The sequence below is a fragment of the Streptomyces sp. NPDC003034 genome (assembly GCF_053591375.1).
The window spans coordinates 24295-35872 of record NZ_JBSFTS010000040.1 but is presented as its reverse complement, the minus strand read 5'-3'; the positions used below and the strand labels follow the sequence as shown (position 1 = coordinate 35872).

Annotated in this window: 6 protein-coding genes; 1 reads left to right on the top strand and 5 read right to left on the bottom strand. The window is 74.2% G+C overall.

Annotated elements, in window-relative coordinates:
- Positions 1-79 precede the first annotated feature (79 nt).
- Entirely contained in the window at positions 80-3016 is a 2937-nt protein-coding gene (locus ACWDX7_RS27065; protein ID WP_451493052.1) for an AfsR/SARP family transcriptional regulator, read from the bottom strand.
- A gap of 532 nt (positions 3017-3548) precedes the next feature.
- Between ACWDX7_RS27065 and ACWDX7_RS27060 the strand changes: the two genes are divergently transcribed.
- Positions 3549-4727, top strand: a complete 1179-nt coding sequence (locus ACWDX7_RS27060; protein ID WP_451493053.1) for an IS701 family transposase — start codon at positions 3549-3551, stop codon at positions 4725-4727.
- Between the two features lie 78 nt (positions 4728-4805).
- Here the strand turns inward: ACWDX7_RS27060 and ACWDX7_RS27055 are convergent, their stop codons facing one another.
- From ACWDX7_RS27055 to ACWDX7_RS27040, 4 genes are read right to left on the bottom strand one after another with little or no spacing between them, the layout of a single operon-like run.
- Positions 4806-6005 carry an MFS transporter gene (locus tag ACWDX7_RS27055; protein ID WP_451493051.1) on the bottom strand — a complete coding sequence of 400 codons (1200 nt, stop codon included), beginning with the start codon at positions 6003-6005 and terminating at the stop codon, positions 4806-4808.
- Between the two features lie 44 nt (positions 6006-6049).
- Complete coding sequence (locus ACWDX7_RS27050; RefSeq protein WP_451493050.1) at positions 6050-7351, bottom strand: ATP-grasp domain-containing protein; 1302 nt, start codon at positions 7349-7351, stop codon at positions 6050-6052.
- Positions 7352-7378: 27 nt separating this feature from the next.
- Complete coding sequence (locus tag ACWDX7_RS27045) at positions 7379-8071, bottom strand: NADPH-dependent FMN reductase (protein WP_451493049.1); 693 nt, start codon at positions 8069-8071, stop codon at positions 7379-7381.
- Positions 8068-11559 carry an ATP-grasp domain-containing protein gene (locus ACWDX7_RS27040; RefSeq protein WP_451493048.1) on the bottom strand — a complete coding sequence of 1164 codons (3492 nt, stop codon included), beginning with the start codon at positions 11557-11559 and terminating at the stop codon, positions 8068-8070. The genes ACWDX7_RS27045 and ACWDX7_RS27040 overlap by 4 nt, the downstream gene beginning before the upstream one ends.
- Positions 11560-11578 lie beyond the last annotated feature (19 nt).

The following is an 11578-nucleotide window of genomic DNA, read 5'->3' as shown; positions in this document are numbered from 1 at the left end:
GGGCATCGGCAACGAGGAGCGAAGGTCATCGCAGAGGTCCGGGCGTTCGTGCGGCAACACCCGGTACCGGAACCGACGCTCAGACGGCCGTCCGGCGGCCGAGGGGCGGTACGCCCATCGCCTCGAAGAGCGTCTGCGCCCGCTCCCGGTAGCCCGCGGCGTCCGACTGGCCGAGCCGTTCCGCCGCGTCCGCCATCCCGTTGAGCGCGTGGGCCATCTCCACCCGGTATCCCGCGCCCTCGGCGCAGGCCAGTGCCCGCCCGTGCAGGCGCAGGGCCTCCTCGTACCGGCCGTGGCGGCGGTGCCGCAGGGCCAGGAGGTTGTCCACGCGCGAGCGGCGCTGCGGGGGCGTGGTCGGGGTGATGAGCTCCAGCGCCATCGCCTCGTACTCCCGCGCCTGCTCCGTGTCACCCAGCAGGTCACACACATCCGCCGACACCGCCAGCGTCAGCACCAGGGTCTCCGCCATGCAGGAGGCACTGAGTGACAGGGCCCGTCTCAGGTTCTGCCTGGCCTCCTCGAACTCCCCGAGGGCGCGGTGCGTCAGGGCCAGCCCCGTCCAGGCGGTGGCCTCCAGGTCGGGGTGGTGGAACTCCCGGCACAGCTCGACGGCCCGGCGCGCGGCGTCGGCGGCCTCGTCGTGGCGGCCGAGCGCCAGGCACACGGTGGTGACGGTGTTGAGGTCCTCCACCCGCTGCTGCGGCATCGTGGAACCCCGCCCGTCCAGTGCCTGGACGGCCTCCATCGTGTAAGCGTAGGAACTGGTCAGGTTCCCCAGCGCGTAGTGGACCAGCCCGAGGACTCCGAGACTGACCGCCTCGTCCTCCACGTCACCGGCCCTCCTGGCCCAGTCGATCGCTTCCTCGCCCGCCTCCACCGCCTCGGCGAACCGGCCGAGCTTCCAGCGCGCGACGCCCAGGTTGTTCAGGGTCCGGCAGATCAGCTGCGGATCACCCATACTGCGGGTCGCCGTCAGACCGGCCCGGCACACCGCCTCGAACTCGGTGAAGCGGCCGCGGAAGTTCAGGTGGAAGGAGGCGTTGCGGGCCAGGGCGAACACCTGCTGCGGACGCGTCTCGTGGCCGTCGCGGGCCAGCAGCGTCTGGATACCGGCGGACTCCCGGTCGAACCACTCCAGCGCCCGGTCCTCCCGCGTGATCGGCGGCAGCGCGTAGTCGACCCCCAGCTCGTCCAGCTTCATGCTGCGGCGGCTGGGGAACAGCACCACGCACGCGGACTCGGTGGCGCCCGTGTAGTAGCCGAGCAGCCTGCTGCCCGCCGCCCGGCCCTGCTCGCCCCGCGGGCCGTCGCCGAGCGAGAGCGCGTACGTGCGCACCAGGTCGTGGAAGGCGTACAGCCCGGGCTCGTTCTGCACCAGCAGGTGCATGTCGAGGAGGTCCTCCAGCATGTCCTCCGCGTCCCGCACCCCGGTGTCCAGCAGCGCCGCCGCCGAATAGACGTCGACCTCCGCGCCCGGATGCAGGCCCAGCAGGCAGAAGGCGGCCCGCAGTTCCTCCTCCATCGCCTTGTACGAGAGGCTCAGGGTCGCCGCCACGCTGCGCTCGCCCGCGCTCAGCTCGTCCAGCCGGCGGGTCTCGTCCTCCAGCCGGTCCACGAGGTAGCGGACCGTCCAGCGGGGCCGGTTGCGCAGCCGCGCGACCGCGAGGCGCAGGGCCAGCGGCAGGTGCCCGCACAGCTCGGCGAGCTCGGCCGCGGCCTCGGGCTCCCTGGCCACCCGGTCGTCACCGAGCAGCTCGGTCAGCATCACCTGGCTCTCCTCGGGCGGCATCACGTCGAGCGAGATCCACTCGGCGCCGTCGAGGTCGAGCAGCCGGGCCCGGCTGGTGACCAGCACCAGGCATTCCGCGGAGGACGGCAGCAGCGGCAGCACCTGGCCGGCGTCGAAGGCGTTGTCGAACAGGAACAGCAGGCGGCGGCCCGAGAGCGTGGCCCGCCACAGCCCGATCAGTCCGGCCTCGTCTTCCGGGATGCTGTCCGCGGGCACCCCGAGGACGCGCAGCAGGCCGCCGAGGGTGGCGGCCGGGCGCTGGGGTTCCTCCCCGGGGGTGAAGCCGCGCAGGTCGACGTAGAGCTGGCCGTCGGGATACTCCTCGGCGAGCCGGTGGGCGGTGCGGACGGCCAGCGCGGTCTTGCCGCAGCCGCCCATGCCGTCGACGGCGATGACCCGCGGGCCCTCGCCCACGTCCTGGCGGCAGGCCTCCAGGACCTCGGCCAGCTCGCGCTCGCGGCCGGTGAAGTCCGGCAGGTTGGGCGGCAGCGTGCTGGGGGCCGGCCCGCGGGAGCCCGCGGGCGCCCGCGTACGGGCGGCCCCGCGGGCGGCGCCGGCGGGGACGGCCGCCGCGTCCGCGTCCTCGGCGGTGGCCGGGGCGGCGCTCGGGACGGCGGCCGCGGGAGCGGCGGGCAGCGGGGCGGCCGGGCCGGTGAGGTCGGGCGAGGCGCGCAGGATGTCCTCGTACATCTTGGTGAGCTGCGCACTCGGGTCGATGCCCAGTTCCTCGACGAGCAGCTCGCGGACCTTCGCGTACTCGGTGAGCGCCTCGGCCTGCCGCCCGGAGCGGTACAGCGCCAGCATCAGATGGCCGCGCAGCGTCTCGCGCAGGGGATGGCGGGCGATGAGGGTGCGCAGGTCGCCGATGAGCTCCCCGGACTCCCCGAGCGCCAGGCGCAGCTCGAAGAGCTGCTCGGCGGCGCCGAGGCGGCGCTCCTCCAGTACGGCGGCGGCCGCCTCCACCACCGAGCCGCCGGCCCCGGACATGACGGGGCCGCGCCACAGGGCGAGGGCGGCGCGCAGTTCGTCGGCCGCGTCCTGAATGCGGCCGGCGGCGGCGGCGTGCCGGGCTTCTTGTACGTGGCCGGAAAACAGGTTGAGGTCGAGCCGGTCACCGCCCACCTCGGCCCGGTAGCCGGGACCGTCGGTGACGATCACCTTGCCGCCGCCGGGGATCCGGCGACGCAGATCGGCCACGGCCTTGCGGATCTGATGGGAAGCGGTCACGGGCGGTTCCTCGTCCCAGACCGCCTCGACGAGCCGGGTCACGGGGACCACATTTCCGGGTTCCAGTAACAAGGTGACACATACTCGCTCGTGGATTTGACCGCCGAGCCTCAAACGCGATCCGTCCGCCCATCCTTCGAGCGGTCCGAGGATATTGAAGCGCACCTGGCTTTCCATCGAATTCCCCATGGCCCTCTTACCCTGCCCCCCTTCAATACCCCCCGATGGGGAGCATTCGCCGGATCCTATGCACGTTACCGGCCAGAGGGGTAGCGAAGAGGGAACGAAGTAGGAACACCGGCTCGGACAGTTGCCTCCTGACTCGGACTCAGGAGCAGCGATGAAGACTTTCGGCCTCGGCGCCACACGGCGGACAGTGCGCCGTGCGGCGACCCACTCCGGCACCCGGCCGGCCGCCGCGCACAGCGCCTACCAGGCACCCGTCCCCCCTTCGGTACAGGTGCCCCCCGCTCCCCCGGCCCCCGCGACGCCCGTCGTGGCGGCGGACCCGCGGGAGCGGATCCTCGAAGCAATGATCTCGGAGCTGGCACCCCAGCTCTTCAAGTCGCTGCGCCGCAGCGACCAGCGCACCCGCGGCGAGCAGTACCTGCGCGGACTGCTGTACGCGGAGGGCCGCAAGTCCATCCGCAACCTCGCCACGGTCGTCGGCGGGGCCGGGACCGAGCAGTCCCTGCACCACTTCATCACCGAGTCCACCTGGAACTGGGCTCCGATGCGTATCGCACTGGCCCGCCACGTGGAGGGCCTGGTCCAGCCGAAGGCCTGGGTCATCCGGTCCATGCCGATCCAGAAGGCCGGCGAGCAGTCGGTGGGCATAGACCGCCGCTTCGTCCCGGAGCTCGGCCACTCCGTCCACGGCCAGCACTCCTACGGGCTGTGGATGGCCTCCGAGGCGATGAGCGCCCCCGTCAACTGGCGGCTGTTCCTCTCCCCGTCCTGGCTCCAGGACGAGGAGAAGCGCCGCCGCGCCGACATCCCCGACTGGGTCGAGGAGGAGTCTCCCGGCGAGTGCGCCGCGGCCGCCGCCCTGGAGGTCCTGGAGTGGGGCGGCGAGCGCCGGCCGGTGATCCTGCCGTCGCGCGACTTCGTCAGCAGCGCCGTGCTGAGCCGCTTCCACGCGGCGGGCGTGCCCGTCATCGCCCGGCTGCGGGCCATGGACCAGCTGCGGGTGGCCGACACGGCCATGCCCGGCTACGGCGCGGGCCCCATCCCCGTCGCCGACATGCTCCAGCACGTACGCGGGCTGCGCCGGCCCGTCGAGTGGCTGGACGGCTCCTCCGGTACGCCGGTCGTGCGGACCAGCCTCGTCGCGGGCATCCGCGTCGAGCTGCCGCAGGCCCGCCGCTCGGTCTCCGGCCCGCAGCAGTGGCTGCTGATGGGCGAGTGGACCAACCGCAACGGCCCGCCGAGCGACCTGTGGCTCACGGACCTCACCACCACCTCGCTCGACGGGCTGACCCGGCTGGCCAAGCTCACCCAGCGCACCGCCTTCGACAGCGCCGCCACCGGCGAGCGGGCCGGTCTGCGCGACTTCGCCGGCCGCTCGTTCCAGGGCTGGCACCGCCACCTCACCCTCGCTTCGGCCGCCCACACCGTCGCGATCGGCGCCGACCACGCCGCATCCCGCAGCCGGGCGGCAACTGGGACCGGCAGTCCGTCCGAGATCCGGCAGCAGCGGCAGACGGGTTGAGGCGTGTCGTCCGAGGATGGCGGTAAGCCGCGCAGAGGGGAGTGTTCGGGGCCCGCTCCAGCCCTTCCCCGTCCCGCCTCACGCGCCGGCTCCGACGGCCTGCGGCGCCTTGGCGCCGGCCTGCCGGGGCGCCGGTACGCGCATCGCGATCAGGCCCACGACAGTGAAGTAGACCCCCCAGCCCAGCCAGCCCCAGAGGTCCCAGCCGACGGAAGCGGTGATGAGCGGGGGTCCCACCACGGTGGTGACGGCGAAACCGAGGTTGAAGGCGGCGAGGTAGCCGGTCTTGCGCCCCTCGGGGATGTGCAGCAGAGCGGCGCCGGTGGTGCCGGAGATGATGTACAGCTCCCCGAGGGAGAAGAGCAGCGCGGCTGCGACTACCAGAGCCAGGTCCGCGCCTGCCCCGCCGAGCGCCGTCAGCGGTACGAGGAGCGCGGCCAGCGCCGACAGCAGGCCGCCGCGCCGCATCATCCGGCGGGCGTTGCCGAGGTACTCGGAGCCCTTGCTGACGCGGACCTGGAGCACGACGACGAGGGCGGTGTTGAGGACCTGGATGAGGGTGACCGTCCAGGCCGGGGCCTGGGTCTGCTGGACCACCCAGAGCGGGACGCCGAGTCCGAGAACGAGCGCGGACATGGTCAGGGCCCCGTACAGGGCGGTGATCCGCAGGAAGACCCGGTCGCGTAGCACGCTGGTGCGCGAGGGCTGGTCCTGCCCGGTGCCGGCGGTGTGCCCGCTGTCTCCGAAGGTCCGGCAGACGAGGGCGCAGCCGACGAACAGGACCGCGGACAGCACCATCACCCCCCGGTACGCCCACGGCTCGCCGATGGCGATGGCCGCCCCCGAGGGCAGCGCTCCCGCCGCCATGCCCGCGTTGCGCAGCGACCGGAGCCGCGCGAGGGCCCCGACCGCCTCCTCGTTGGTGGCCCGGGCGATCAGTCCCGACTCGATGAGCGGGCTGATGCCCCGGCTCAGGATCCCGGCCACCGCGGAGGCGAGCAGGGCGGTGGTGAAGGAGTGCGAGACGGACAGCGCGAGGAAGGCGGCGGCCCGCACCAGGAACAGGACGGTCAGGACGGTACGGGTGCCGAAGCGTTCGGCGGCCCGCGCGATGGGCATCGCGCCCAGCAGCGAGGTGATGCCGGCGACGCCGAGGACCAGCCCGATCTGGGTGTTGGGCAGGTCCACGGCCTTGTCGAAGAAGAGGACGGACAGGGAGAGGTACATGCCCAGTCCGACGGCGTCGGAGAGTCCAGTGGCGTAGAAGCGTTTCTTCATCAGAGCGATCCCAACGTATGAGGGAGAAGGGGTGCGGCGCCGGCTCAGGCGGCCCGCGCCACGGCCGGCGGCGCGCCGGCCTCCTCCAGTTCGATGCCGAGGGCCCGCTCGACGCGGTCGGCCAGCGCACGGGCCTCATCCGGTGTCGGCGCGCTGAGCAGGAAGGTCACCAGGTGCAGGGTCCGGTTGCGGCTCACCTGCCCGCCCGGCGCGAACCGCGGTGCCACGTAGACCAGTTCGGGGAAGGCGGCGAGCACCTCCTCCTTCGGGGTCTGCGCCGTCACCCGCCACTCGCCCGCCGGGATCGGCACCATCCGCACCAGCGCGGCCCTGCTGAACTCCGGCGTGTCGTCCGGTGCGAGCCCGAGCGCGCTGCGGGCGATCTGCCCGGCGTAGTCGTAGTCCGCCCCGACCTCGAACATGAGCGGCATCGGTCCGCCCGCCCGGGCGTTGACCTCGATCACGCGCGGACCCTGCGGGGTCAGCGCGATCTCCGTGTGCACGGCCCCCGTGGTCAGTCCGATGGCCGCGATGGCCCGGTCGGCGCAGTCCACGGCGGCCGCCTGGGCCGCCGCGTCGAGCCGTGACGGCATCGAGGTGCCCTCCTCGGCGTACCCGTGCGTCAGCGGCAGCCGGTCGGTGACGGTCAGATGGTGGCGCTCACCCGCGGCCAGCAGCGATTCCACGCTGCAGTAGGCCGCCCAGCCGCTGTCCCCGTCGGCCTCCAGCTCCAGCCGCTCCTCCAGCAGGAAGACGTCCTCCTCCTGGAGGAAGGCGGAGGTCGCGGCCCGCCCGTCACGGTAGGCCGCGAGCAGCTCCTCCCGCGTACGCACCAGCCGCACGCTCTGGCTGCCCGCGCCCAGCGAGGGCTTGAAGACGGCCGGCAGGCCGATCTCCCGGGCCGCCCGCGCCAGGTCCGCCTCCTCGCGCACCACGGCGAACCGCGGCGAGGGCACGCCCTGCTCCGCGAAGACCTGGCGCTGCAGGGACTTGGACTGGGCCACGGTCACCGCCCGCGGGGAGTTCCCCGGCAGCCCGAGCCGCTCGGCCAGTTCGGCCTGCGGGCGCAGCAGCAGCTCCGAGTAGGTCACGATCCCCGACAGCGTGCGCCGCTCGTGCAGGGCCAGGCCCGCGGTCACGGCCTCGTCGAGACCGGCCGCGGTCAGGAACTCGCCCTCCAGTCCGCGCCGGGCCCAGTCGGCCCGCACCGGTTCCGGGTCGCCCCAGGCCGAGATGTGGACGACGGAAACCGCCGTGCTGATGCGGGAGAGCGAGTCCAGCGCGTCCTCGGGGGCGTGGCCGCCGATGCCCGAGATCAGCAGGAGGTGCGGGGTGCGGGTGGTCATGGCTGGTCCTTTCGCGGACGCGTGGGGTCAAAGACGGATGAGGGGCGGCGGCGTGCGGTGTTCGTGGGCGCGCGGGGCGCGGGGGGCCTCCCGTGCGGGGTCCGGCGCGAGTCCGCTCAGGGGGTCGCGTACCGGCTCCCGTACGAGATCCCGTACGAGCTCCCGCACCGGCTCCGCCGCGGGCGTCCGGCGGGGCCGGCGGGCGGAGCGGAAGGAGAGCAGTTCGGCGACCATGTCGTCCATCCGCTCCCGCAGCCCCTCCAACGGCTCTCCCGGGGTGAAGTCCCCGGCGGTGGCGGCCACATGGGTGGGCACGGCCCAGCCGCTGAGCGCCCGCACCACCGACCGCATCTGGTCGCAGGCCGTCCCCGCACCGCGCGGCCCGCCGCCCGCGGCGATGAGGGCGACCGGCCGGTCGGCCAGGGCGTCGCCGGCGAGGTGGTCCAGCGCGTTCTTGAGCAGTCCGCTGTACGAGCCGTGATAGACGGGCGTGGCCAGGACGGCCCCGCTCGACGCGGCGATGCGGGCCCGCAGCGCGGCGCTCTGGCTGCCGGGCGGCGGGTCGTCGTAGTCGGCGAGCCGGTGGCGTTCGGGGAACTCGACGCCGAGGTCCAGGAGTTCGTACGGGGTTCCGGCCGCCCGGATGCGGTGTGCGGCCAGCTCCAGGACCCGGCGCGAGACCGAATCCGGGGCGGAGCTGCCGAGGATGCCGAGGATCACCGTACGGCCCCCGCGGATCCCGGCCCCTGCCCCGGCTGGGGCCCCGGCTCTTGCCCCGGCTGCGGCTGCGGCTGCGGCCCGACGACCAGGCGCACTTCGCGCTCGGCCCGGGCGACGAGCCGCCTGACCTCGGCGTGGGAGTCGTGGGCGAAGACGTGCGTGCTGATGCCCGACCCCGAGAACCGCTGCGCGGGAACGACATCGCCGATCCGGTAGGCCACGGACCGGAAGTAGCTGTCCTCCTCGACCGCGGAGTCGTCGAAGTCCAGCAGCATCCCGCCGCCGGTGTAGTGCACGGTCCAGCCCGCGTAGGCGCCCGCCGGCGCCCGCCGCCCCGTCCTCGGGTCCACGCCCGCGTCCGTGAGGATCTTGGCGTGGTCCAGGTCGATGCCGGTGGTGGCCCGGAACGCCTCGGCGATGCCCGCGCCACCCGGCCGCGCCGCCACCTCGCAGAAGGTGAAACCGGTCTCGTCCACGAAGGCCTCCAGGTGCAGCACCCCCGTCCTGACCTGCCAGGCGTCGATGACCTGGCCGAGCAGCTCGTGGGCGGCCGCGCGCACGGCGGGATCGGCGACCGTCACCGAGGACAGCGGTTCGGAGCGGGCGACGGCCAGGGTGTCCGTCTCGTAGCGGGACACGTCCCACACGACGTCGCCCTCGTGGAGCACGGCGTCGATGTGGCACATGTCGCCGCTCACGAACCCCTCGCAGAGGTGTGTGCCGGGCCGGAACTCCTCGCGTACCCACCGCTCCACCCCGGCGGTGTCGCTCAGGACGGACACGCCGAAGGAGCCGGAGCCGTCGCGCGGCTTGACCACCACCTTGCCGTGCCGGGCGAAGAGGCCCGTGACGTCCTCGGGGGTGTGCACGAGGTGCCCGTCGGCGGTGCGGATCCCCGCCCGGCGGGCGATGCGCTTCATCACCGCCTTGTCGACGAACTTCCGGGCGGTGGCCGGGTCGTCGCCCGCCGCGCCGAACATCTTCCGCAGGTCGGCCGCCGGTTGCTGCAACCGCTCCGAGACGGTGGCGACCCGGTCCACCGGGTGCAGCGCGTTCACCGCGCCCGCGTGGGCCCGTACCGCCTGCGCGTCGAACACGTCCGTCTGCGCGGCGAAGTCGGTGGCGGCTCCCCCGCCGTGCGCCGCGCCGGGGCCCAGCACGCTGACCCGGAACCGGTCCGGGTCCAGCAGCGGCGTGCCGTCGTCCCGCGTCCACACCGACGGACCGATCCGGTCCAGCAGCAGGACGTGCGTACGGTCGGCCGGCTCGGTGCGCCACACCAGCGAGCGTTCGATGCGGGCGGCCGCCTGCTCGGCGCGTACGGTGCTCGGCGCGGCCACGGTGCAGACCAGGCGCAGGGCGGGGCCGGTGTGGGTGCCGTCGCCGCCCAGCGGGGTCCGCGCGCTCGCCAGCTCGGGCCAGTCGTACAGTTCCTCGGCGACGGTCGCGGCGAGGATGCGGAAGCGGCCGGACCCGGCGGGCAGGAACCGCTGGACGGCGACCCGCGCGGCGTCGGGCAGAGCGGGGCGGACCGGCCGGCCCAGCGCGCTCTCGGCGGCCGCGGTCACCAGGCTCCGCCGGTGGACGGCGTCGTAGAGGTCGAGGACCGGCTCGTCAAAACCGGGCAGCACGTGCGGATCCCGGCCGCCGGAGGCGAAGACGACCCGTACGGGCCCTTCGGTCCCGGCCGCCCGCACCGCGTCGACGGCGCGAGCCGTGAGCCGCTCGGGCACCGCCCCGGCGGTCATCCGCCGCTCGGTCCCCTCGTCGCCGACCCCCTGGTCGCCGCTCTCGTCCACCACGGCGAGCACATCCACCCGCCCGGGGCCGGCGACGGCCAGTACGGTGTGCACGGGATCACTGATGTGGCCCGGCTCCTCCAGCTCCTTCAGCTCCGTGAACTCCGCCAGGTCCGCCAGCTCCCGGGACGGCCCGGAACCGGCTGCCCCGGCGGGGGCGCCGGCGAGCCGGCGCAGCCGCCGCGCCTCCCCCTCGTACGCCGCCGACCAGGACAGCACTCCGGCCACCGGGTGACGGGCGTGCGCGCGGCGGAAGGCGTCCCGCACCTCCTCGAAGGTGAGCTCGTCGCGCCGCAGCACCGTCAGCCGCCCGGTCACCGCACCCGCGGCGGCCGTGATCCGCTCGACCGGGTCCTGTCCGTCCAGCAGCAGGACCAGGTGCTCACCACCCCCGGCGGGAGCCGCGCCCGGAGCCGCGCCCGGAGCCGCGCCGGCCTCGGTGACCGGGGCGACGGGGGCGATGGGCTCGATACGCAAGGATTCCCGCACCCGCCGCGCCGCCTCGGCCGCGACACCGGCCGCCTGCGCGGCGTCGGCGCCCCGCACCATCAGATAACCGAACCGGTCGTGGTTGGTGGCCAGCGCCGGGACCCGGTCCCCGGTGCCGACGCCCACCTGGCAGTCGATCACCCCGGCGGGCAGCTCGGACAGCTCCGGCACGCAGCCGCGTACGATCCCGTCGCTCTCGCTCCACAGGGTGTGGAGGGCCACCGTCGCCACCGGCGGCGCCTCGTCCCCGACCGGCGTCCCGGTGGCCAGCGCCACCAGGTCCCGGGCGATGGACCGGCCCAGCGCCAGTGACATCTGACGGGTCACCACGTGCCCGGCGATCCGGCCGTTGACCTCGATCAGCTCCGGTCCGGTGGGGGTCATCAGCAGTTCGACGTGGAGCGCGCTGGCCCGGATGCCCAGTGCCTCCACCGCGTCCAGGACGAACCGCCGTGCGGCGCCCAGCCCTTCGAAGCGGGCCGGGAAGTGCCCGCCCAGCTCGGCCGTGGTCCCGGCCGGCGCGGGGATCCGCTCCCCGAAGCCGAGCAGGACCGTGCGCCCGTCCTGCACCAGCAGTTCGGCGCTGACGTGCCGCCCGACCGCGTACTCCTCCACGAGGGCCACCGGCGGCTCCCCGCCGGGTCCCAGCGGTACGCCGAGCACCTCGGCCAGCGCGCCGGCCGCCTGCTCCCGGGTCCAGGCCACGGTGACCCCGACCGACCAGCCGCCCGCCGTCGGCTTGACGACGCACGGCAGGCCGATCTCCTCGACCGCCGCGAGCCCTTCCTCCTCGGTGAGCGCCCGGCGCCAGCGCAGGGAGCCGATACCGGCCTTCCCGAGCCGTTCCCGTACGGCCGCCTTGTCGCCGAGCAGCCGCGCCGCCTCCAGCGATTCGTAGGGCAGCCCCAGGTCGCGGGCGAGCAGCGCCGCGCTGTGCAGGTGGACCTCGTCCCGGCAGATCACGCCGTCGGGGCGGTGGGGGCCGAGCCTGCCGTGGAGCCGGGCGGCGAGGTCGTGGCAGCCGGCCAGTTCCGGTACCTCCACCACCCGCGCGGCCCGGCGGATCAGCTCGAAGCCGGGCTTGCCGCGGTAGGCGTCCAGGCGCTCCGTGACGAAGCTGACCTCGATCCCGTCGTCGGCCATTTCGGCGACGATGTCAAAACCTCTGATGGATGCCGTCTCCAGCAGAACAACATGCATGCGCTCAGCCCCTTGAGTC

Excerpts from the sequence above, each read along its gene's own strand:
- ACWDX7_RS27060 (WP_451493053.1), top strand. The coding sequence starts at position 3,549 with ATGATCTCGGAGCTGGCACCCCAGCTCTTCAAGTCGCTGCGCCGCAGC.
- ACWDX7_RS27055 (WP_451493051.1), bottom strand. The coding sequence starts at position 6,005 with ATGAAGAAACGCTTCTACGCCACTGGACTCTCCGACGCCGTCGGACTG.
- ACWDX7_RS27050 (WP_451493050.1), bottom strand. The coding sequence starts at position 7,351 with ATGACCACCCGCACCCCGCACCTCCTGCTGATCTCGGGCATCGGCGGC.
- ACWDX7_RS27040 (WP_451493048.1), bottom strand. The coding sequence starts at position 11,559 with ATGCATGTTGTTCTGCTGGAGACGGCATCCATCAGAGGTTTTGACATC.